Origin of the sequence: Acinetobacter sp. ASP199, from assembly GCF_022700675.1 — a bacterium.
GTDB lineage: Bacteria > Pseudomonadota > Gammaproteobacteria > Pseudomonadales > Moraxellaceae > Acinetobacter.
Window position 1 is genome coordinate 1067406 of record NZ_CP062182.1, and the last position, 23569, is coordinate 1090974.

General features: G+C 42.5%; 23 protein-coding genes. 11 read left to right on the forward strand and 12 right to left on the reverse strand.

What is annotated here, in order from left to right:
• Positions 1–96 precede the first annotated feature (96 nt).
• The 3 genes from IHE35_RS04960 to sohB are packed head-to-tail and all read left to right on the forward strand — an operon-like array spanning position 97 to position 2789.
• Positions 97–1044, forward strand: a complete 948-nt coding sequence (locus IHE35_RS04960; RefSeq protein WP_242789553.1) for an IS30 family transposase — start codon at positions 97–99, stop codon at positions 1042–1044.
• Between the two features lie 21 nt (positions 1045–1065).
• Positions 1066–1779, forward strand: a complete 714-nt coding sequence (locus IHE35_RS04965; protein ID WP_242789554.1) for a hypothetical protein — start codon at positions 1066–1068, stop codon at positions 1777–1779.
• Between the two features lie 47 nt (positions 1780–1826).
• Positions 1827–2789 (forward strand): protease SohB, encoded by a 963-nt coding sequence (sohB, locus tag IHE35_RS04970; RefSeq protein WP_242789555.1) that lies wholly within the window; start codon positions 1827–1829, stop codon positions 2787–2789.
• A gap of 280 nt (positions 2790–3069) precedes the next feature.
• On the opposite strand, the gene IHE35_RS04975 is transcribed toward sohB, so the two are convergent.
• The 5 genes from IHE35_RS04975 to IHE35_RS04995 form a co-directional block, all read right to left on the reverse strand.
• Complete coding sequence (locus tag IHE35_RS04975; RefSeq protein ID WP_242789556.1) at positions 3070–3723, reverse strand: DUF2238 domain-containing protein; 654 nt, start codon at positions 3721–3723, stop codon at positions 3070–3072.
• 90 nt (positions 3724–3813) lie between these two features.
• Complete coding sequence (gene purB, locus IHE35_RS04980; RefSeq protein ID WP_242789557.1) at positions 3814–5202, reverse strand: adenylosuccinate lyase; 1389 nt, start codon at positions 5200–5202, stop codon at positions 3814–3816.
• 56 nt (positions 5203–5258) lie between these two features.
• Positions 5259–5990 carry a high frequency lysogenization protein HflD gene (gene hflD, locus IHE35_RS04985; protein ID WP_242789558.1) on the reverse strand — a complete coding sequence of 244 codons (732 nt, stop codon included), beginning with the start codon at positions 5988–5990 and terminating at the stop codon, positions 5259–5261.
• 13 nt (positions 5991–6003) lie between these two features.
• Positions 6004–7137 (reverse strand): tRNA 2-thiouridine(34) synthase MnmA, encoded by a 1134-nt coding sequence (gene mnmA / locus IHE35_RS04990; RefSeq protein ID WP_242789559.1) that lies wholly within the window; start codon positions 7135–7137, stop codon positions 6004–6006.
• Positions 7138–7141: 4 nt separating this feature from the next.
• Entirely contained in the window at positions 7142–7627 is a 486-nt protein-coding gene (locus IHE35_RS04995; RefSeq protein ID WP_242789560.1) for an NUDIX hydrolase, read from the reverse strand.
• Positions 7628–7894: 267 nt separating this feature from the next.
• Here IHE35_RS04995 and IHE35_RS05000 point away from each other — a divergent pair, with 267 nt between their 5' ends.
• Positions 7895–8410 carry a DUF1543 domain-containing protein gene (locus IHE35_RS05000; protein ID WP_242789561.1) on the forward strand — a complete coding sequence of 172 codons (516 nt, stop codon included), beginning with the start codon at positions 7895–7897 and terminating at the stop codon, positions 8408–8410.
• A gap of 142 nt (positions 8411–8552) precedes the next feature.
• On the opposite strand, the gene IHE35_RS05005 is transcribed toward IHE35_RS05000, so the two are convergent.
• The 5 genes from IHE35_RS05005 to IHE35_RS05025 form a co-directional block, all read right to left on the reverse strand.
• Positions 8553–9332 (reverse strand): DUF4262 domain-containing protein, encoded by a 780-nt coding sequence (locus IHE35_RS05005; RefSeq protein WP_242789562.1) that lies wholly within the window; start codon positions 9330–9332, stop codon positions 8553–8555.
• 76 nt (positions 9333–9408) lie between these two features.
• A complete protein-coding gene (locus tag IHE35_RS05010) occupies positions 9409–9939 on the reverse strand; it encodes a gamma carbonic anhydrase family protein (RefSeq protein WP_242789563.1) in 531 nt (176 codons plus the stop codon).
• Between the two features lie 103 nt (positions 9940–10042).
• Positions 10043–11191 (reverse strand): D-alanyl-D-alanine carboxypeptidase PBP5/6, encoded by a 1149-nt coding sequence (dacC, locus tag IHE35_RS05015; RefSeq protein ID WP_242789564.1) that lies wholly within the window; start codon positions 11189–11191, stop codon positions 10043–10045.
• A 127-nt stretch (positions 11192–11318) separates the two neighbouring features.
• Positions 11319–11702: a hypothetical protein gene (locus tag IHE35_RS05020; protein ID WP_242789565.1), complete on the reverse strand. Its 384-nt coding sequence runs from the start codon at positions 11700–11702 to the stop codon at positions 11319–11321.
• A gap of 158 nt (positions 11703–11860) precedes the next feature.
• Positions 11861–12235, reverse strand: coding sequence for a hypothetical protein (locus IHE35_RS05025; RefSeq protein ID WP_242789566.1), 375 nt, complete (start codon positions 12233–12235; stop codon positions 11861–11863).
• Between the two features lie 109 nt (positions 12236–12344).
• On the opposite strand from IHE35_RS05025, the gene surE reads away from it, so the two are divergent.
• The 3 genes from surE to IHE35_RS05040 all read left to right on the forward strand — a co-directional run bounded on the left by surE (position 12345) and on the right by IHE35_RS05040 (position 15078).
• Positions 12345–13121, forward strand: a complete 777-nt coding sequence (gene surE / locus IHE35_RS05030; RefSeq protein ID WP_242789567.1) for a 5'/3'-nucleotidase SurE — start codon at positions 12345–12347, stop codon at positions 13119–13121.
• Between the two features lie 107 nt (positions 13122–13228).
• Positions 13229–14056 (forward strand): peptidoglycan DD-metalloendopeptidase family protein, encoded by an 828-nt coding sequence (locus IHE35_RS05035; RefSeq protein ID WP_242789568.1) that lies wholly within the window; start codon positions 13229–13231, stop codon positions 14054–14056.
• A gap of 92 nt (positions 14057–14148) precedes the next feature.
• Positions 14149–15078, forward strand: coding sequence for a LysR substrate-binding domain-containing protein (locus IHE35_RS05040; protein ID WP_242789569.1), 930 nt, complete (start codon positions 14149–14151; stop codon positions 15076–15078).
• Between the two features lie 60 nt (positions 15079–15138).
• On the opposite strand, the gene IHE35_RS05045 is transcribed toward IHE35_RS05040, so the two are convergent.
• Entirely contained in the window at positions 15139–16350 is a 1212-nt protein-coding gene (locus IHE35_RS05045; RefSeq protein ID WP_242789570.1) for an aspartate aminotransferase family protein, read from the reverse strand.
• A gap of 198 nt (positions 16351–16548) precedes the next feature.
• Between IHE35_RS05045 and grxD the strand changes: the two genes are divergently transcribed.
• A complete protein-coding gene (grxD, locus tag IHE35_RS05050; protein WP_004810457.1) occupies positions 16549–16890 on the forward strand; it encodes a Grx4 family monothiol glutaredoxin in 342 nt (113 codons plus the stop codon).
• Between the two features lie 89 nt (positions 16891–16979).
• On the opposite strand, the gene IHE35_RS05055 is transcribed toward grxD, so the two are convergent.
• Complete coding sequence (locus IHE35_RS05055) at positions 16980–19652, reverse strand: ATP-binding protein (RefSeq protein WP_242789571.1); 2673 nt, start codon at positions 19650–19652, stop codon at positions 16980–16982.
• Between the two features lie 196 nt (positions 19653–19848).
• Here IHE35_RS05055 and IHE35_RS05060 point away from each other — a divergent pair, with 196 nt between their 5' ends.
• The 3 genes from IHE35_RS05060 (at position 19849) to IHE35_RS05070 (ending at position 23542) form a co-directional block, all read left to right on the forward strand.
• Positions 19849–22011 (forward strand): MFS transporter, encoded by a 2163-nt coding sequence (locus IHE35_RS05060; RefSeq protein ID WP_242789572.1) that lies wholly within the window; start codon positions 19849–19851, stop codon positions 22009–22011.
• A gap of 1 nt (position 22012) precedes the next feature.
• Positions 22013–22414 carry a lactoylglutathione lyase gene (gloA, locus tag IHE35_RS05065; RefSeq protein WP_242789573.1) on the forward strand — a complete coding sequence of 134 codons (402 nt, stop codon included), beginning with the start codon at positions 22013–22015 and terminating at the stop codon, positions 22412–22414.
• 147 nt (positions 22415–22561) lie between these two features.
• Positions 22562–23542 (forward strand): bile acid:sodium symporter family protein, encoded by a 981-nt coding sequence (locus tag IHE35_RS05070; RefSeq protein WP_242789574.1) that lies wholly within the window; start codon positions 22562–22564, stop codon positions 23540–23542.
• The last annotated feature ends 27 nt before the right edge of the window (positions 23543–23569 follow it).

A 23569-nucleotide genomic window follows, 5' to 3' on the forward strand; every position in this document is an offset into this window, starting at 1 on the left:
AGATTCTCAAATGAAGTGCAACAGAGATTAAATTATTGGAAAGAAGCAAGATGACTAGCATTTTGCTTCCGACCGACCAAAGTCAAAGTTGCATTCATGAACTATACTCATCTCACTCTAGAAGAAAGATATCAGATTTATGCCTTGTTACGTGAAGGTTTTTCTAAGCGTCATATTGCTTGTAGACTGAATCGTTCACCTTCAACCATTTCTAGGGAAATCAATCGTAATCGAGCCAGAAACGGTTATTTCGCTAAACATGCCAATAAAATAGCCCAAAGACGTCAATGCTCTAACCCTAAAAAGATTTCCTGTGAAATGTGGGTACAAATTATTGCTTATCTTCATCTTCAATGGAGTCCTGAACAGATTGCTTCTCATGTTCCTGTCAGTTTGCATTCAATTTATCGTTTCATACGACAAGATAAAAACAAAGGTGGAAAGCTGTTTCTCAATCTACGTTTTAGAAATCACAGAAAGAGGAAATATGGTACTCCCGAAACTCGAGGTCAACTGAGCAATCGTAAGAGTATTCATGACAGGCCGATTCAAATTGAACAACGTACTCGCTTTGGTGATTTAGAAATAGATACGATTGTAGGTAAAAACCATCAGCAATCATTAGTTTCTATCGTTGACCGTAAAACTGGTTATTTATGGCTCAAGAAATGCCAAACACGTAAAGCAGAAGAAATTTGCCAAACGACCATCAGCCTACTCAAGCCGATTAAAGATCAACTCAAAACAATTACCGCAGATAATGGTAAAGAGTTCAGTTTGCATGAGTATGCTGCTCAAGCATTAGAAATAGACTGGTATTTCGCTGATCCTTATAGTGCTTGGCAAAGAGGTACGAATGAAAATACAAATGGTTTAATTAGGCAATATATTAAGAATGGAAGTGATTTGACTAGGTATACAGATGCTTATATTGCAGAAATCACTCAACGATTGAATCATCGCCCAAGAAAAAGACTCGGCTTTAAAAGTCCGAGCCAAGTATTATGGCAACAACATGGTGTTGCACTTCAAATGCTAATCTAAGAATTATAAAATTAAATTGAGATGCGTAATTATAATTTGACCAAAAAAGAAGGCAAAGTCGTTGCTGAAACACAGCAAGCGCTCTATAGAGCATTATTTGGCTCAGTGAATTTTCCAAGAAATCTAAGCATCTTTTTGGTTGGTATTAGTCTTTTTATGGCGACTTTAGTTCTGCATGAGGGGTGGTTTCCTACTTCACAAAGTCGAGGTATGAGCAATTATCATCGTTGGTTATATGATGTTTATGTGACGGTTTCCATATTCATTATACCTCTAATCTATCTGCGTTTTAGGCAACTCAAAGGCTCTGTCGCTTTCCAAAGAAAATGGAATGCATACATTCGAGCTTATGCACAGTATCAGTTTAAATTAAAACAAGTGGTAGAAAGTGTAGATGATGACAAGTCTAGTCAGCAAAAGTTAAGCGACTCAATGACTCGGCATATTTTGAAACATCCATGGTTTCAATATCTACTGATTGGTATGGTGATTTATGGTTGTATCGCAATGTATATTTGGGTCACGCCATTCACGGGTAGCAGAGGCTCGAGCTTTTGGATTCTCACGTGGTGGCCGATTAATGCTGTTATTATTGGGATACATTACTATATCCAGTTTCCGTTAATGCTACGGTGGTTATCAATTGCAAAAATACAAGAACAATATGGTATTTTGCAACTAAGAGCAGTGCGAAAGAATTCAGTCAATAATATGGTTGAAAAAATACCAAATTGACCTAATCTAAGGTTTATATATCGAATTAAACTGAGAATAGATTTTATATGTTATTTCACACTCCGAAACTACCGGCTGAAATCCGTATCAGTCACCTGAATGCGCGTATTAATGAACAACGAAAAAAAATTGCGCAAACAACTGCCTCTAAACTGGAGCTGTTGCAGTTAAGTCAGCAACTGGCGAAAGAAGCACGTGCCCGTAAAAAAACCAATGAAAAAATCTACGTGCTCGATTTTAAAGGTGATACCGCTGCTTCTGCAGTTGAACAGTTACGCGAAGAAATCACCCTGATTCTGGCAACAGCAAAAGCTGGACGCGACCGTGTCATCGTACGTTTGGAAAGCCCTGGCGGTATGGTACATGGCTATGGTCTGGCAGCTGCTCAGCTGGTACGTTTACGTGATGCAGGTTTCCATTTGACTATTTGTGTTGATAAAGTCGCTGCCAGCGGTGGTTATATGATGGCATGTATTGCCAGTGAAATTATTTCTGCACCGTTTGCGATTGTGGGTTCTATTGGTGTGGTTGCTCAGGTACCTAACTTTAATCGTCTGTTAAAGGACAACAAAATCGATTTTGAACTGTTTACGGCAGGTGAGTACAAGCGTACCGTGACCATGTTTGGTGAAAATACTGAAGAAGGTAAAGCCAAGTTTGAAGAAGAAATTCAGCAAACGCATGCGCTGTTCAAACACTTTGTAGAAAAGTATCGTCCGCAACTCAATGTTGAAAAAGTGGCAACAGGTGAGCACTGGTATGGTCAGGATGCGCTGGATCGGAATCTGGTGGATAAGCTGCAAACATCGGATGAGTACTTGTTAGGTTTATTGCCTCAGCATGATGTGTATACGATCAATACTCGTAAGAAACCAACTTTGGGTGAAAAACTGGGTTTACAGGCAGCACAAATTGCAGACTCCCTGATTCCTGCAGTAATGAATAAAGTGGTTGATACACTGACCAAGGCCAATTCAAACCTAGTTCAGATGCGCGATCCGAAATTTTAATTCATTATTTAGTTATGAATTAAAAAGCTCACTTAGGTGGGCTTTGGATTGAACCGAATAAAATGCAAACCATCACTGAAACTAATCAGATAAAATATCCGCCATGAGATTCAATACCCTGATGCCACCTATTTTATTTATTACAGCGAGATATTGACGGGTAATGAATTGCAAAAAATGAAAGATGATTGGAATCGATATTGCCCACTTCCATAATTGAAAAATATGAAAATCATTAAAGATGTGATTCAAAGCTTTAATTCATGATAATAAAAAAAGCTCACTTTAGTGGGCTTTTTTTATTTCTTGGATTAGCATTTGAAATCAACATCAATCCACCTGTAAACATCGCCCCAACTGTCGCCAATAGCATATCTTTATGCGCATCCCATATATCACCTTGCTGACCGTTATAACTTTCTGCTTGTTCCGGTGATAAGCCAATCGCAATCAGCCATTCGATCCATTCATAAATCAGACTGGTGGCCATGACAAATTGAATGACTAACAAGAAAATAGTGAATGGTTTTTGCTGCGGCAGCCAGACCTGAAACAGTCGGTAAAATACCGGGTAGAGTAGAAGGCCAAAAGCCAGGTGTGCAAAACGGTCAAACATATTGCGTGACCAACCCATGGCAGCATTCAGGTCAAAGCCAGATATTGTCTGCATCCATTCATTATAAGGTACATAAGAATACAGATAATGTGCAGCAACTACATGAATTAGCAGGAAAACCAGATACAGGTTAAAACTGGAAAAGCTCAGTCCGATTTTATACAGGCACAAGATCAGCATAGCGATCATAAAAACTGTACCTGTCTGATGGAGCAGATAAGATTCCATTTCTAAAGGCTGAATACTGGCAAAGATAATCGCCAGTGCCAAAATCCCTAAACTGACAAAATGTTTGCTGCTTAATCGATGATCCAGCATCTATTTCTATATCATCTTGTTTTAAAGTTAAACATGATTATAAATAAAAAAGCGAAGCCGGAGCTTCGCTTTTGGTCTTAATTTTCTAAATCAGATTTTAGAGATTAAGTCCTTAACTTGTTTTGCCTGATCAGCAGCATTACCTGTGTAAGTCGCAGGTGTCATTTCCGCAAGACGCGCACGATCTGCAGCAGGAACAGCTTCAAGCTCATTACCGTTTACGAAATCAACCATCATGTCGCGAGTCATTGCTTGACCACGAGTAAGGGCTTTCAATTTTTCGTAAGGTTTTTCAACGTTGTAACGACGCATAACGGTTTGAATTGGTTCAGCCAATACTTCTTGAGCATTGTCTAAGTCTTCATTGATACGTGCAGCATTTAATTCAAGTTTTCCTACACCTTTTAAGCATGCTTCAAATGCGATTAAGCTTTGTGCAAAACCAACACCCATGTTACGAAGAACAGTAGAGTCAGTTAAGTCACGCTGCCAGCGAGAAACAGGAAGTTTTTCGCCAAGGTGAGCAAGCACTGCATTTGCAATACCCAAGTTACCTTCAGAGTTTTCGAAGTCAATCGGGTTTACTTTGTGCGGCATGGTTGAAGAACCCACTTCGCCTTCTTTCAATTTTTGTTTGAAGAAGCCAAGTGAGATATAGCCCCAAACGTCACGGTTGAAATCGATCAGGATTGTGTTGAAACGACGAAGCGCGTCAAACAATTCAGCCATGTAGTCATGTGGCTCGATTTGAGTTGTGTACGGGTTGAACGTTAAACCTAAAGATTCAACGAATGCTTGTGAATGCGCAGGCCAGTTGATGTCTGGGTAAGCAGAAAGGTGAGCGTTGTAGTTACCTACTGCACCGTTAATTTTACCTAGAAGTTCAACTTGTTTGAACTGTTTGATTTGACGAGCAAGACGGTAAGCCACGTTTGCCATTTCTTTACCCAAAGTTGTTGGGCTGGCAGTTTGACCGTGTGTACGAGACAACATTGGTTGGTCAGCGTGTTTTTCAGCCAATGCAACGATTGAATCGATGATTTGCTGCATAGACTCAACCAGTACGTCACGACCGCTTTTTAGCATTAAAGCATGAGACAGGTTGTTGATGTCTTCAGAAGTACATGCAAAGTGAATGAATTCACCCGCATTTTTCAGTTCTTCAATGCCTGCAATTTTTTCTTTCAGGAAATATTCAACCGCTTTTACGTCATGATTCGTTGTGCGTTCAATCTCTTTAATGCGGTTTGCATCATCTTCAGAGAAGTCAGCTACGATTGCATCAAGTGCTGCGTTAGTTGCTGCAGAAAATGCTGGAACTTCAGTAATTTCTGGGCGGTTAGCAAGCGCTTGTAACCAACGCACTTCAACAGTCACACGAGCATGGATTAGACCAAACTCAGAAAGAAAAGGACGTAGCGCATCACATTTGCTAGCGTAGCGTCCATCTAATGGAGAAAGTGCAGTTAAAGCGTTCATATTGATTCCTTAAATTTTGGAATTAAACGAAAAACGAGATACGCGTACAACATCAGTTAAATTACCTGAAACTGTAAGCGCGCGAGATTTTGGATATCCTGTAGCAGCTTGCGCTTGCCAAAAACCATGCCCCAAGAACTGCCACCGAGTTGACGCCATAAGTGCGCCATCTGCAGGCCAGTAAACAATGAAGCACGGATACGGTTGGTGTGACCGGAATCTTTAAAGGCTTCAGCATTGCCACGCACCATAATACGCGGATTAATCTGTCCGGCAGTATCTACATAAGTTTGTGCAAGATTGGCAATGATGCTGGGGTGCATGTAGTTATTATCAAAAAAGGAGAGCTGTCTTAAAATTTTTTGCTGGGATTGTTCAATGATTTCAACAAATTTAGGATTGCTATAGACCTTCTTTTCTAACTGAAGAAGTGCCATGGCATAAGACATTGGAAGTTTGGTCGATGAAAGTTTTGGAAGTCTGGATTTTGGACTGGTATCGAAGGGTTGGGTAATGGAGCTTTCTAATGTCTTTAATCCGAGAGAAATATCGGCCAGCTGATTAAAGAAATCCAGTGTCTGGACATTGAGCGAACCACTTGGTCGGATATTTAAACTGGCTTTAATCAGCTGTTCAAAATAGAAATTACCGCTGTCCCCAATACTTTGCTGACCAGTTAAGGCAGTCATATGGGTTAGCTGGGTGGCCTGAAACACACCCGCTAACGCCAAAGCACGGTTTTGACGAACATTCAACGCTGTGGCCTGTTGAAAAGGTAATTCCGTCATGCCGACCTCATCCTTATATAAAATCAGGTTTAGGTGCATTGGTATGATGAATCACACCCCCACCTAAACATACTTCACCTGAGTAGAACACCACACTTTGACCTGGAGTCACAGCACGTTGTGGCTCATCGAATTCTACACGAACACCTTGAGGTGTTTCTGGATCCTTATAAATAGTACACGCTTGATCAGACTGACGATAGCGGGTTTTTGCCGTACAGCGGAAACCTGATTCAGGAATATCCTGCTCACCAGCCACCCAGTCAATCGCTTCACTCCAAAGCATGGTACTTTGCATCAGTGGATGCTCATGCCCCTGACCAATCACGAGACGGTTACCTTCGATATCTTTATGCAGTACAAACCACGCACCTTCTTCAGCGCCTTTCATACCGCCAATGCCGATCCCGCCGCGTTGACCGAGCGTATAGTACATTAAGCCGTGATGTTCACCAACCTCTTTACCGTCTTCCAGCACGATTTTTCCGGGTTGAGCTGGTAAATATTGCTTCAAGAAGTCATTAAAGCGGCGTTCACCAATAAAACAGATGCCAGTTGAGTCTTTTTTCTTCGCCGTAGCAAGATCTAATTCTTCTGCAATTTTACGTACTTGCGGCTTTTCAATTTCACCCACCGGGAACAGGGTCTTGTTAATTTCACGACCATGAACAGCATGCAGGAAGTAAGTCTGGTCTTTATTATTGTCTACGCCACGCAATAAAGGTGCATATTGATCACCTTTAGAATTAGTCATGGTTTCACCACGACGACAATAGTGACCCGTCGCAATAAAGTCTGCCCCCAGGTTGATCGCATGATCCAGGAAAGCACGGAATTTAATTTCTTTATTACAAAGAATATCCGGGTTAGGCGTACGGCCGGCAGCGTACTCCGCCAGGAAATGCTCGAAGACACGATCCCAGTATTCCATTGCGAAGTTGGCAGTATGTAGTTTAATCCCGATCTTGTCGCAAACGGCTTGTGCATCGGCAAGATCTTCCATTGCCGTGCAGTATTCTGTGCCGTCATCTTCTTCCCAGTTCTTCATGAAAAGACCTTCAACCTGATAACCCTGTTGAAGTAGAAGTGCAGCAGACACAGATGAATCTACACCACCAGACATACCGACGATGACACGTTGTTGCATAGGATTAGGCATCCAAATTTGAAATTAAGGGAGAATTTTGGTGCTCGTAAATGAGCGATAAAGGATATTTTTGACCGGAAAGGGCATCTTGTACAGCCTTGGTCACTAGTGGGCTGCGAGCGCGAGCAGTTTCAAGCAGCTCATCTAAAGTCATCCACGCTGGACCGATAATACCCGTATCCAGTTCTGCATTTTCATCATGGCTGATGACTTCAGCTTTCAGACAGAAGCGGTAATAGGTACGATCCGGGAACATCGGTGGAGTATAGGTATAAATGCCAATGAGATCAGTCACATTGACCTGATAACCGGTTTCTTCCATGGTTTCACGAATGGCTGCTTCGACGATGGTTTCACCTGCCTCAACATGGCCTGCAGGCTGATTGAATACAGTATGGGTTACACCTTCAGTATGTTCTTCAACAAACAGGAATTTTCCATTTTTTTCGACGACAGTTGCGACAGTGACGTGAGCAGTCCAAGCGGTCATAGAGTAGCACCATGGAATAAAAACTGTATTCTACAAAATTTAGGGGGCGGTGGCTATGTGGGGAGGGAATTTCTTTAGCTACTCGACATTTATTAACTATTAATAACCCGAATCCTGCTTAAGCCAACAATTCAAATTATGAAATCATTGGCTTAAGCAGGATTCGGGTTAGAATAAAAAAATATTCTTCCTTCACAATCAATGAAATCGAATTAATTTAAACTATGTCTCTTTACTTTATTTTTCTATTATTTAAAGGAATCTCCTATGTCTGAACTGCACCTCTACATCACCTTACTGGGTGGTAAACATGAAAAAGCCAATGTAGAAGTGCATGATGTGGTACCAGTCATTAGTTCAGACATCGAATCAGCATTCCCATATTTAAAACATCAATGGTTTGGCCTGCAAAAAGGATTGCATGTCGATGGCTGGATGAAAATTAATGGAGTGAGTTATCAAGGGATAAATTATCAGGTTCAAATTGCAGATGCGCCAGGAAATACCGACTTAAAACTGTTCTTGATTAATCTGGGTGCATATCTTCCGGATCAGTTTGGCGAAGTGCATAAATATCTGGTGGTGGCTGCCAAAGAAAAGACAGAAGCCAAGGCACAGGGCAAACTGGCAATTGAAAAAGACTGGTATAAACCACATACCGATGCAGTGATTGATGTTGATGACTGTTTAGAGTTGAAGCGAATTGATCAGAAATTTATACATTTGATCGAAGGGGATTTTGAAGCGAACAGCTTTAAGAATGATTATCTGATTATTCCTTAATTGAAAAAATGGCAACCTGAAATGAGGTAGCCATTTTGATATTCATAAAGTGATATTGCTATAAGACGCCCGGTATTTAATTCGTTTAAAATGAAATATTAAGTTGTTAAAGAGAGTTAAATATCATCTTAAACTCCCTATTTTAACCAGCGAGCTGATCATCCTCCTCTAGTTCTGTAATTACCCATTCATCCCCGATAAATTGCCGGTCAGCTGCCTGTCCATATTGCAGGTCGAATACTTCATTTAAAGTCGGATCGCGTTGGATCATATGCTCTAGGCCAACCAAGATATAGTCATCCTCAGCCAATGGTTCTGCTGTTAAAAATTGCCAGTCACCATCGCGTTCATGCAATACGGTCATAATTGGCTGCTCCAGTTCCAGCCATTGCCTTGTCGTATAAATGCCTAAATTTCTAGCTTCACGGAATTTAAACTCGGCATTGCGATCCAGCAAAGGTTGATCAAATTCAAAAACTTCCTCGAAGCCATCTTCCCAGGGAAATTTATCATTCCGATCGGTCCAGACTAATTGTAAGGCTGGAAACACTTCATCTTGGTAATAGCTTTGCGCAATCCCAAAATAGTCACTGATATTTCTGCGATCGACTTTCAAAAACTTGCAGCGGCTTTCTTGAAAAAAGACATTTGGATACGTGTTATTCAGCTGGATGCGTTGACCATTCCGAATTACCTCAGTCACATGATTCAGAATAGTCTGACTGAGTTTAGCAGTAAGTCCAAAACAGATAATTTCTGGATGCTGGAATCTTTCATACAAGCCAATGCTATAGCTAAAAGGCGGGGAATAGTCGGTATGGCTGATCGAAATAATTTGCACGCCATATTGTCGAATATTAATTCTGATCTGATTTAATAGTTCATTGCGATCAGGGCAATGATGATCTTCTGTATGTTGCATGGTTTTTATTCTTTGAATTATTTTTAAATGAACATACAGAAGATTTAAGCTTTCGACAAATGAAATTGTCTAAAGTTTATTTATAGTTGCCTGAAACTTTGACATAGTTTTGCGCCGAATACGGTAAGAAAGCCATTTCTTTCTCGGTCAGCGGACGTGCTTTTTTGGCAGGACTGCCCATATATAACCAGCCGCTTTCCAGGACTTTACCCGGTGGTACTAACGTACCTGCACCGATCATGACATCATCCGGAATTACCACGTCATCTAGAATAATGCTGTTAATGCCGATCAGGACACGGTTGCCAATAGTACAGCCATGCAGGGTCACATGATGGCCAATGGTGACATCCTCACCAATGATCAGGGGGGAACCTTCAGGCTTGTCGGCTTTCTTATGGCTGACATGCAGCATGGCATGATCTTGAACATTGGAGTTCTTGCCAATACGGATATGATTAACATCGCCACGAATCACGGCAAAAGGCCAGACGGATACATTTTCACCCAAGACCACATCGCCAACAACGATCGCCATCGGATCGATATAACAGGAATCTGCAATTTGCGGATAGGTGTCCAGGTAAGAGCGAATGTTCTGGCTCATATAAATATCATCTTGAAAATTTATGTCCATTATAAAATAAAAAAGCACACATTCGAAAATGTGTGCTTTGGCTTTAGTCTAAACTGATATTTATCAATAAATATTAGAACAGGTTGCTAAAGAACTGTTTGATGTGATCAAGCATACGAGCAAAGAAACCAGCTTCTTCAACTGCTTTCAGTGCAACAAGCGGTTTTTCAGCAATGACTTTACCATCAAGAGAAGCAACGTATTTACCTACCACTTGACCTTGTTTTAAAGGCGCAGTCAATTTAGGTTGAACGACGATTTGCGTTTTAATCTCATTCGCTTTGCCTTTTGGCATAGTCACGTTGAAGTTTTCAGCAAGGCCGATTTGAACTTCATTTTCCTTACCGAACCAGACCTTAGATTTGGCTAAAACTTGTTTACCAGCTTGAACATTTTTGGTTTCGTAGTTTGCAAAACCCCATGCCAAAAGTTCACGCGTATGTGTTGCACGATCCTGCATAGATGGCGCACCGAAGATCACAGAGATCAAACGCATTGGACCACGTTTTGCAGAAGTCGTTAAGCAGTAACCCGCTTCATTGGTATGACCTGTTTTTAAACCATCCACACTTGGATCTGTATACAGCAGGGCATTACGGTTCCCTTGCTTGATTCCGTTAAAAGTAAACTCTTTTTCAGAATAAATCGGGTAGTACTTCGAACTGTCTTTAATGATGTGCTGTGCCAGCATAGCCATATCTTTGGCAGTTGAATAGTGACCTTCCGCAGGCATACCGGTTGAGTTTACAAAGCTGGTATTACTCATGCCGATACGTTTTGCTTCCTGGTTCATCATATGTGCGAAGGTACCTTCGTTACCTGCAATATGTTCTGCCATTGCCTTAGACGCATCGTTACCTGACTGGATAATGATACCACGTAGCATCTCAAGTGCTGAGGCCGTACCATTTAGCGGAACATACATACATGATTCAGAGCTACTGCCGCGGCACCATGCCGATTCGTTCATACGAACCTGTTCATCTTCAGTCAGTTCACCGCTTAATAATTTCTGTTCAATGATGTAGCTGGTCATCATTTTAGTCATTGAAGCAGGGGCTAGTTTTTCATTTTCATTTTTAGAAGCGAGAATTTGCCCTGTTTCGTAGTCCATTAGCACATAAGATTTATTATTCAATTCTGGTGGTGCAGATAAGACAGTTGCTGCAAAGCTAAAACTAGGAATTAATAATAATGCAGCAAGAACAGTTTTTTGGGTCATTTCTAGTAGGTTCCAATATCTTGATGTAAGCACGAAGAGCCTAGCATTTTAGGACAAAGCTAGGCGGACTTCTACGGTTTGCAGTAGCTTATTTCAAAAGTATTGTAAGTAGTGTGGCAGAAAAAAATCAGGATTTGCTATAAGTCGTGAGTTCTGTACAAATCGCTTGATTTTTCTGCTGACCTGCTTTCTGTGCATCCTGCTGTGCTTCTTTCAGGATCGGCTGGAATTTGGCGTTCTTGCTAAGCTGATTTAAAGCTTCTACCGGGTTCTTTTGACCTGGCATATATTCACTTACCAGCTGGTTATAACCCGCGTTAAATTTATTCTGGTCTTTCACCATACTTGGGCAGATTTCTGAAAGTACATAAATAGCTGCAAGCTCATGCTGAGTCACTTTTTGAATCGGAGTGACTTCAATATTGGTATCGGCTGCAAAACTTTGTGTAGTCAAAATGCTGAAAGTTGAAAGAGTAAAAATGCCAAAGGCTTTAATAAATGAATTTTTCATTGAAAATCAAAAGCTCAAATTAGAAACATAGATGGGCTTAGATTAACTAATTTTGAAGGAATGAAAAGATTAAAAATGTAAGGAAGCAGTAAAATGATGGAGAAAATCGTTATATAAACAGGATGATGGCGCTGCAGCATCCTGACAGAAAGTCTGAGTTAGATTTCTTGAGCGATCAGGTCATCACACACTGCCTGATGTTCATCTTTAGCGGTTTGCTTGGCTTCCTGACGTGCTTCTTGAAGTGCTGACTGATATTCTTTGTCTTGCTGGATCTTGTCATAAGTCATCGACTTATCAGAATAGTCGGCTAAATATTGTTTGATCAGCTGTTGCGTGTTTTGCTCAAGCTTGGCATTTTTACCCACAATCCCCGGACAAACTTCAGTGAGCACTTGAACTGAAGCAAGGTCCTCCTTAATAGTCAAATCAACCTCAGCAGATAAATTTTCAGCTGAAAAAGCAGGAGAGCACAGACCAGCAGTTAGAGCAAAGATCATTGCGGTTACGGTAACCGTATTTTTAATCATCATGAACCACACATATTAAAGATGGATGTTGAACGATAAATATATATAATTCCGTGGCTAATACAAACAAATGTCCCAACCAGTCATTTTTTGGGACGAACGGGATTTTGCAGTGAATATATTGATATCCAATGATGATGGCGTGTTCGCTCCGGGCATACAGGCACTGGCGCAGAGCTTAAAACCGTTAGGCCGTGTCGTGATTGTCGCCCCTGAAAGTGAACGCAGTGGATTTTCCAGTGCATTGACCCTGGACCGTCCACTGCGACCGATTCAGATTGCTCCAGATGTCTGGGCAGTAAATGGTACGCCGGCAGACTGTGTCTATCTGGCTATGAATGGCTTGTTTGATGTCGAATTCGATCTTGTGGTCAGTGGCATTAATAGCGGTGCTAATCTGGGTGATGATGTATTGTATTCAGGCACAGTGGGTGCGGCATTTGAAGGTCGTCTAGCAAAACATCCTGCGCTGGCTATTTCTCTGTGTGGGCAAAACGTGCGTGCTTATACCTCACCAGAAGATTATCGTGTTGCAGCGCAATGGGTACATGACTTTATTGCAGCAGGTTTGCCAGCATTGCCTGAACGTCAGATCTTTAATGTAAATATTCCGGATCTCGCTGAGCTAAAAGGAACCAAAGTGACCTTCCAGGGTCGCCGTAGCCAGTCTAAACCAATTACCAGTCATGTTGATCCACGTGGCCGTCAGGTTTACTGGATTGGTCTATCTGGTGAAGCAGTTGCAATGCCAAAGCATAAAGGAACTGAAATCGAATCAGACTTTTTTGCTATCGCCAATGGGTATGTAAGTGTGACACCTATCCAGATGGATGCCACAAACTATGATGTACTTCATGAATTGCAAGGGCAGATTTTAACTAAAATCTAACTAATGTTATAACTTTGTGAATAGATGGACATTGCAACCTTATTTGCTGTGTTTTTTTGCTAATCTAATCGAGTTTTTAAACCGTATAGATGTTAGAGAGGAAGATAATGTTCCTGGTGTCACCGAAACGCTTTATTGCTTTGCCTACAGGCCTGATAAAAACTTTAGTACTCACAACAGCAGTGGTTTCAGCAGTTATTGTAACTGGGTGTGCAACCAAACCTTATGTTAATAATTCTGCACGTTATGCTGCAGCACCTGATTTCTATACGGTTCGTTCAGGTGACACCCTCAGTGGTATTGCAGCACGCTATGGCCTGAGCTATATCAGTGTTGCGGAAATGAATGATATTCCTGAGCCATATCGTATCTATGTCGGTCAGTCGATCCGTTTGAAAAACACCAAACGCAGTACCACCACTCAAGGCGTTGACGCTTCAGCACCTATTCAGCGTAAAACTGTTGCGGTTCCAACGCCGGTAACGCCGCAGACCACAGTGAAAACGACACCATCAGTAACACCAAAAGTTACTACACCTGCACCGGTGACGACTGTACCGTCATCGGGATTACGTTGGGTAAAACCATCGAATGGTGCAGTATTGCAGCAATATAATCTGGCTTCAAATATTAAGGGTATACGTTACGCGGGTAATGTCGGTGATCCGGTATTTGCTGCTGCTGATGGTCAGGTGGTTTATGCTGCTGACGGCCTAAAAGAATACGGTAATCTGGTGCTGGTCAAACATATTAATGGCTACATCACTGCTTATGCACATAATAGTAAACTTAACGTGAAAAGTGGTCAAAATGTAACGGCAGGCCAGAAGATTGCAGAAATGGGTTCAAGTGGTACAACCCGCACCATGCTTGAATTCCAGGTGCGTCTGGATGGAAAACCAGTAAATCCTGTATCTGTTTTACCGAATAGTTGAATAAAAAGGTGCAAATGCAAAATTTCACCGTATAATACAATGAGTTGCTTTTATCAAAAGATGAAGCATCTCATAAGTTTAGAGGGGAATTTATGTTAGATCAACTTCGGGCAATGGGCGTATTTGCTTGTGTTGTAGAGAAAAACTCGTTTAGCGGTGCTGCACGTGAACTGGGTATTACCACCAGTGCCGTAAGCCAGCAGATTCGATCGCTGGAGCAGGACATGGAAGTGATTCTCCTGAACCGTTCCACACGAAAATTGAGTTTGACTGAAGTCGGCCAGGCTTTTTTCTATAGCTGTCAGGAAATGTTATCCGCTGCTGAACGTGGCAAAGTCCGTATCAATGAGCTACGTGATGATCTGGTCGGTGACCTGTGTATCGTCGCAACTGCAGAACTATGTTCAATGCATGTGATTCCGGCCTTGTCACATTGGATGTCTGCGCACCGTGGTTTGACAGTACAGTTTGAAACACAAGATCAGCCGCTTGACCTGAAGGATGGTCGTGTTGATATTGAACTGCGCCTTGATCAATTCATCGACGATAGCAATGTTGAAGTCGTTCCACTTATTCAGATTGAACAGATTCTGGTAACAGCACCCAGCTACATCAATCAATCTGTTTTAATTACACAGCCGGATGATCTGAAGCAACACGACATTTTGTCACTCAGTCATTTGAAAAATCATCAACAATTTTATTTCCAGCATGTCAATACAGCCCAAAAAGTTGAACTTGAACTGAGCTCACGACTAAACACCAATAACAGTATTGTGGCGAAGTCGATGTGTCTGCATGGCAATACCATTGCCCGCATGTCATATCTGGATGTACAAAAAGATTTAATAAACGGCTCTTTGATTGAAGTCCTGCCTGAGTGGAAATTACAACCATTTAGGCTTTATGCAGTTATGCCAAAACGTGAACAACAACCTACAAAAATTCTCCGTTGTCTTGATACCTTGAAACAATATTTTGGCCAGCTTTCTGGCGGACGTTTGTTGCAAATCGCATCATAAACTGCAAAGAATTAAAAAAGCCGCTTGATGCGGCTTTTTGTGTATCTGGCGTCTAAGAAATTAGGCCAGATATGCTTTGATCATTTTAACCAGACGATCGATCAGTTGATCGGCCTGTTCCTGAGTAATGTTCAGGGTAGGTAGCAGACGTACCACATTGCCGGCAGTTACGTTGATAATGGTTTTATATTCATCACGCGCAATATCCACCAGTTCGCCACACGCTTTTGGCAATTCAATACCGATCATCAAACCAAAACCACGAACTGTGACATTCTGATCACCAAGCTGGCTGCGGAGTTGCTCAACGATATAAGCACCTTTTTCAGCTGCATTCACCACGATATTTTCTTTTTGCATAATATCGATAATGGTATAAACCACGCGTGAACCCAATGCAGTACCGCTATAAGTCGAACCGTGGTTGCCCGCAGTCAAAACACCGACACCACGACCTTGAGTCATCACAGCACCAATCGGGAAGCCATTGCCCAGACCTTTAGCTGTGGTCAGTACATCCGGCACAATACTGGTGTGCTGATAAGCAAAATATTTACCGGTACGGCCATTACCTGTTTGTACTTCATCCAGCATCATCAACCAGTTGTGCTGATTACATATCTGATGGATTTCTTCTAGGTAGCTAAAGCCTTGCGGTGCAGTATTGACACCACCTTCACCCTGAATCGGTTCAACCAGAATAGCGACGATATCTGGATGATTGATCGCAGCTTCTTCGATAGCTTCAATATCACCAAAAGGTACGCGAATAAAGCCTTCAACCAATGGTCCAAAACCTTCCTGAACTTTTTTGTTACCTGTTGCTGAAAGGGTAGCCATGGTACGACCGTGGAACGAGCGATCAGCAACAATGATTTTTGGCGTAGCGATGCCTTGCATATGACCAAATTTACGTGCAATCTTGATTGCACCTTCATTGGATTCTGCACCGCTATTCGAGAAGAAAATTTCTTCCATACCTGAAACTTCAGCCAGTTTTTGTGCAGCAGCAGTCTGCCATGGCACTTCAAACAGGTTGCTGGTGTGAATCAGGGTTGCAGCCTGTTCTGCAATTGCTTCAGCAAGTACAGGGTGGGCATGACCCAGGCCACATACTGCAATACCGGTCAGAGCATCGAAATACTTAGTACCATCTTCAGTATAAAGATAAGCACCTTGTCCTCGGACAAAACTGATCGGCTGACGGCCAAATACCGGCATCAAGTGTGAAGGTTGATCAGTTTGCACAGGAGCAAGGGTAATGTTCTTCATGACTAACTCTTATCTGTTAGGTGGATTGAAAATTGAAGTCAAAGATGCCATATATAGACACAACGACAGAACCTATATAAGCAAAATCTCAAACAGAATAAAAGCTGAATTGTAAATAAAACATGAAATATTGTTTTATACATGCTGTTTTAGTTCATTTTGAGTATAATGCGAAGCAGATTTATTGAGGATATATCAATGACTGAACAAGCACGCGATACAGAAGCGTTAATTCGTGACCAAATTGCCAAACACGCAGTACTTCTTTATATGAAAGGCACACCACAATTCCCACAATGTGGTTTTTCTGCTCGTGCAGTTGAAGCACTCAGTCAAATTGGTCGTCCATTCGCTTATGTGAATATTCTGGAAAATCCAGATATTCGCGCAACTCTTCCAGTAATTGCAAACTGGCCGACTTTCCCGCAATTGTGGATCAATGGCGAGTTAATCGGTGGTAGCGATATCATGCTTGATATGTTCCAGAAAGGCGAATTAAAGTCTTTAGTTGAACAATACAGTCCAGCACCTGAAGCTTAATATATTTATTAGACTTACAGATGTTAAAAAGCGCTTCCTGAGAAGCGCTTTTTTTTATGACTGAAACTTAAGACAATAGAAGGGCAGAATTAGTCTTCTGCTTTCTTCTCAGAGGCTTTAGTGTTTTCCAGTTCTTTTGACTCAGCCGCAAGTGCTTCTGCCAGGGCATCTGAATCCGCCTGAAGGTCTTTTACTGGCGCTTTATCTTTTTTCTTTTTCTTCTTTTTTTTCTTTTTCTTCGGCTCTTCTTCCTCAAGCTCGGCACCATCTTCAATGGCTTGCCAGTAATCCAGCTGTTCCATCACCGCAGCATAAATCGAATGCTTGCTGTAACGGCCTTTCTTGTCCAGAGTGCCGACTGGGCGTGCCATCAGAATTTCCAGTGCCTGATCAATGGTATCAATCGCATGGATATGGAACTGACCTGCTTCAACAGCAGCAATTACATCTTTACGCAGCATTAGATGCTGCATGTTCTGACGTGGAATAATCACACCTTGCTTGCCAGTCAAACCTTGCAGTTTACAGGCATCGAAGAAACCTTCGATCTTGGCATTTACCCCACCAATTGGCTGTACCTGACCGAGCTGGTTCATTGAGCCGGTAATTGCCCAGGACTGGTCAATTGGCAACTGGCTAATCGCAGAGATCAGTGCGGACAGTTCTGCCACAGTGGCACTGTCACCATCGACCTGGCCATAGCTTTGTTCAAATGCCAAAGCTGCAGAGAAGTGCAGGGTTTGTTCACGACCAAAATGCGCTTTTAAGAAAGATGCCATCAGCAACACACCTTTGGCATGTAGTGAACCACCCAGCTCTACACTGCGCTCGATATCCAGAATGTCACCGCCACCTTGATAGACCGATGCAGTCAGTCGTGATGGCAAACCGAATTCCACATCCGCATAGTGAATGACGGACAGGGCATTGATCTGACCAAGACGATGACCACGTGTTTCAATGAGCTGGGTACCGCGAGACAGATCCTGCCAATAGAGCTCACGCAAATAGCCTAAGCGATATTTACGGTGATCCAGGGCGGTGTTGATATGTTTTTCTGAAACCATTTTGTCATCAGCTTTAAAAGCATGATGATGAGCTTCACGAATCAGGTCACCCAACGTGAGAGCATGTAATGACAAGGAGCTTTGGTCTTCAGCCTGACGGCTTGAGTCAGTCAATAAAGCAGCCAAGGCAGAACGGTCGAAAGGCAACAACTTGTCTGCCTGAACGTAATCTGCAATCAGCTGCATATAGGCCTGCTCATTTTCGTCATTACGTTGTAAGGTATCTGTAAAGTCAGCACGGATTTTAAAGATACTGCCTAGCTCAGGTTCAAGTTCCAGAATTTCATAATAGATCTCTGGTTCAGCTAATAACACGATCTTGATATCGAGTGGAATCGCTGCTGGTTCAATAGAAATACTGCCAGTTAGCGTCAGCATATGTTCTAAAGAAGACAGCTTAAGCTGACCTGATTTCAATGCACGTTTTAGACCTTGCCATGCATAAGGCTGTTCTAACAGTTGCTCGGCTTCAATCATCAGGAAGCCGCCATTGGCTCGATGCATAGAACCCGGACGAATCAAGGTAAAGTCAGTGGTAATCGTACCATTTTGAGTCAACTGTTCCACATGACCGAGCAGATTGTAATGCGTCGGGAAATCTTCAAAGATCACTGGCGCACCACTATTCGGCTTATACGTTACGATGACATTGGCCTGATAACGGGACGGTACACGACTGAACAGGCCAGGGCTAAAGTCATCTTCTTCCTGTTCTAGCACAATCTCGACATTATTAATAATGTCTTCCGCATAGAACTTCAGATATTTATCCAGACCTTCCACATTTTTGAATTTAGCCAGCATCTGTTCAACACGCGGTACAACCACCTGTTTGGCAATATCACGGTTCAGCACTTGTACACGGTCACGGGCATCATCTTCCAGATCACCGAGGTGCAGACCCAGGCGTTCCAGTTTTTTATCCATATAACGCATGTTGGAGGCAATTTCAGCACGATCTTTATTGCTCAACGCATTCAGATCGTCTTGCGTCATTTCCTGCAACTTGTCATCTTTAAGATGAACCGGTACGAAGCAGTGCTCATCATTACGAGAGATCAACTTCAGATCGAATTCTTCACCTTCACGGGTCAGTTCAATCAGCGCTTGCTGCTGTTCATCACCGGTTTGCTGACGGATCATTTCAATACGGTTGTAATAGGTTTCCGCAGTAAAACGACGTTCTAGCTGTTTAAGAATCGTTTGCCAGCTCTGATGTAGCATGCTTTGGAATTTAGGACCTTGACCTGCAGGAAACTGCAATGCAATCGGCTGACGGGAATTCTGGAAATTATTCACATAAACCCAGTCATTTGGCGTTGCGACTGTTTTGGCATGCTGCTGTAACAGGCGTTTGACCATGGTGCGCTTGCCGAGACCTGCAGTACCCACGGCAAAAATGTTATAGCCGGAGTATGGCAGGGCTATCCCGGCTTCCACCGAGGCACGTGCACGATCCTGACCAAGAAAATTATTTAGTGGTTTGATGCGCTTGGTTGACGCCGGAATCTTATCCAGTTTTGGAATATGCGTCAGTTGTGTAGGCTGCAAGCGGGTTTTTTCAAGAGTAGGTTGTATTTCGCTTTGTTCAAATGCTGACTTAAGCAGTTCAGCATGGTTTTGTTCTTGAGTTGTCGTGGTGTTAATCGTATTGGCGGTTATTGAAGAATGAATTTGATCGAGTCTCTGGGTCACTGTTGATGTCCAAAACGAAATAGTGCATTAATGATTTAAGGTATACAGAATTAGCTGAAAAATTCAAGCCAACATGTCGCTTTTGACGTAAAAAAATAAAATGATCTATGCAGAGAAAATGGTAAATCTTGTTGAAAGATCCCGTATTAAAGGATTGAATAGCAACTACTGGTTTTTTGCGGAAAATAATAAAGCAATGACAACACAAACGACGGGTTGGAAATCCGCCTTTACAGCCTTCTTGGATCGGCGTGCGCTGATCATGCTGTTCCTGGGTTTTTCAGCCGGTGTGCCGATTCTCCTGATCTTTTCAAGTCTATCTCTCTGGCTCGGTGAAGCGGGTATTAGTAAAAGTGCCGTGACTTTTTTTAGCTGGGCAGCCTTAGGTTATTCTTTTAAGTTTGTCTGGGCACCACTGATTGATGAGCTCCCGGTTCCCTTTCTGACCAAGGCTTTAGGTCGACGTCGTGCCTGGTTGCTGATTGCCCAGATCCTGATTGTTTGTGCGATCTGTATTATGGCTTTTTCAGACCCAGCTTTAGGGCAAACGCATCTTCAGCAGATGGCGCTTGGTGCGGTTTTGCTTGGTTTTTCCGCAGCAACTCAGGATATTGTGATTGATGCCTACCGTATTGAACTGGCAGAAACACAGATGCAGACAGTGCTGGCTTCTACCTATAACGCAGGCTATCGTATTGGGATGATTGTTGCTGGTGCAGGCGCATTGTTCCTTGCCGCTTATTTAGGTACTGCAAAAGGTAACTATATTTATGATGCCTGGAAGTGGACCTATCTGGCGATGGCGGCTGTAATGCTGGTGGGGATTATCACGACCTTGTCGATCCGCGAACCGCAGGTTGATCGTATACGCAAAACTTATGTGCGTAGTGATTATTTTCGTCTGGTTGGGGTGTTCTTTGTTGCAGTTATTAGCTTCGTGCTGAGCTATGTATATTCAGGTAACCTGGTGAGCATGTTGACTGAACAGTTTGCCATTCAGGATACCTTTGCATTATTCGCTTTTGAATCTTTGCGTTTTATTGGCTCCGGTGCAGTCGCATTTGGCGTAGGCACTGCTTTGGTGAAAATGGGTGCAGTCAACCGGGAAATGGCCTATGAAACCTGGGTCAACCCGGTCGAGGATTTCTTTAAACGCTATGGATTAAAACTTGCTCTCGTATTGTTGTTGCTGATTGGTTTTTATCGGGTTTCAGACATTATTGCCGGTGTGATTTCCAATGTGTTCTATCAGGACATGAACTTTAGCAAGGAACAGATTGCTGAAGCGGTAAAAGTCTACGGGGTAATCTTTTCCCTCTTGGGTGGTTTCCTCGGTGGCCTCTTAGCCCAGAAGATGAACATCATGAAGCTGATGTTTGTCGGTGCGATTTTGGCTTGTTCTACCAACCTGATCTTTATTGGTCTGGTTAAATCGGGCCAACAGCTGAATCCGGTAGATATTCAGGTAGGCCAGCAACGCTATCAGGCAGACACGGATGAAGTCGGTTACTGGAAAGTGAAGGTACCCGCCCAAGTACTCGCTGATGCCAAACAGATCCAGGTTCAGGCGGCTTATGCCAATGCTGATGTGACTGATAGTACCGTCAGCCTGTCTATGCCATATTTGCTGCAGACTTCTGGTAATGCACAGCTGCAGGTGTTACCAATTACCAGCGACAATACCCTTCATGCAAATGAAGAGGGAAGCATTGTGGTTCGTGGTCAATATGTCGGTGAAGCATTACAAGACCATCAGAAGATCATTTATGAACTGAATGATGAGCGTTTTGAAGCCAAGCTGGAAGAACAGGGTGTGTTTAGTGCAGCTATTCCTGCAGAAAAACTGAAATCTGCACCAGCGCATTTAATCAGTGCAGTACTGATGGATGGTGAGCGAGCTGTTCAGCAAGTGACACATGTCTACCAGACAAGTACCGAGGCTAAAAATACCAAGACGCTTGATGTCGATATTCAGCCATTGGTTCCGGTTGATGTGAATAGTAATACTGATATTGAAGTGACAGGCAAGGTGATTAAGCCATATAGTGATGCCTGGCTATATTTTGCCATTATCGTCGATAATCTGGCAGCCGGTCTGGCAGGTGCAGCATTTATTGCCTTTTTATCTAGTCTGACCAGCGTATCTTTCACTGCAGTCCAGTATGCGATTTTTAGCTCATTAATGACACTAACCCCTAAGATTTTAGGGGGATATTCAGGTACTATAGTCACCAATATCGGTTATCCGAACTTCTTCCTGATGACTACATTGATCGGGATTCCGATTCTCATTTTAGTGGTCTGGGTTGGAAAATTACTCGGTGAACACCAACAACAATTTGGCAATAAGGATGAATAATATGCGCATGCTGCACACCATGTTACGTGTAGGCAATCTGGAACAATCATTAAAATTCTATACTGAAGTGCTTGGTATGACTTTACTTCGTAAGCGTGATTATGAAGAAGGTCGTTTCACTCTGGCATTTGTAGGTTATGGTGATGAGGAAAACCATACAGTACTTGAGCTGACTCATAACTGGGACACAGAAAGCTATGAACTTGGCAATGCTTATGGCCATATTGCGATTGCAGTAGACGATGCTTATAAAGCCTGTGAAGAAATTAAGGCACGTGGTGGCAAGGTGGTTCGTGAAGCTGGCCCAATGAAAGGTGGCGTGACTGTGATTGCTTTTGTTGAAGATCCGGACGGCTATAAAATTGAATTGATCCAGCAGGACCATAACGCACGTAATAACTAAGTGTTAGTTATGTAGCGTGATATATGAAATGCATTCAGGTATAGATGAAAAGATTACATCAATCTGAGTGCATAACCTGGGCCCGGCATCTGTTAAGATAGCCGGGCATTTTTATATCAAACAATAAAATTTAAGGGATGAAGGGATATGCTTAAGTTATTGGCATTGGACCGTTTTACTATACTGCTTTTTATAATGGTGATACTTGCCAGTTTTGTTCCGGTATCAGGACAGGCGGCTGAAGTCTTTTCATCTATTACCACGATTGCCATTGCTATCTTATTCTTTCTGCATGGTGCCAAGTTATCACGTGAGGCGGTCGTCGAAGGGTTGATGCACTGGAAACTGCATACATTGGTGTTCGCATTCACTTTTGCACTGTTCCCTATCATTGGTCTGTTGGCCAAGCCAGTGCTGGTGCCTTTATTGGGTCAGGAACTGTACTGGGGCTTCCTGTTTATGTGTTTCCTGCCATCAACAGTACAGTCTTCGATTGCCTTTACTTCTGTGGCACAGGGGAATGTCGCCGGTGCAGTGTGCAGTGCCTCATTTTCCAATATTATCGGCATGTTTATTACCCCGGTATTAGTGGCCTTTTTTATCTTGGGTCAGTCACAACATGGTTTTGATCCGACTTCATCCATTATTCAGATTACTTTATTACTTCTCGTGCCATTTATTCTGGGACAAATTCTGCGTCCTTGGGTATTTCCACAAATGAAGAAAATGCCAAAAATCGTTAAGTTTTTTGATCAGGGCTCGATTCTGATGGTAGTGTATGGCGCATTTAGTAGCGCCGTCGTGGCAGGACTGTGGCATCAGGTAAGCTTAACGACCTTATTACTGCTTATTATTGCCTGTTCAGTCTTGCTGACTGTGGTGATGCTGCTGGCCCTGTTTGTGCCGCGCTGGATTGGTTTTGATAAAGCGGATCAAAAAACTATTTTTTTCTGTGGTTCCAAGAAAACTTTAGCCAGTGGCGTGCCGATGGCGCAAATCCTGTTTATTGGTCAGCCACTCGGCATGATTGTATTACCGATCATGATTTTTCATCAGATCCAGCTGATGGTGTGCGGCATTATTGCCAATATGTGGTCCAAACAGATTGAAATCAAAACCGAAGAATAATTCGCTTATTGATTTTGTTTCACGTAT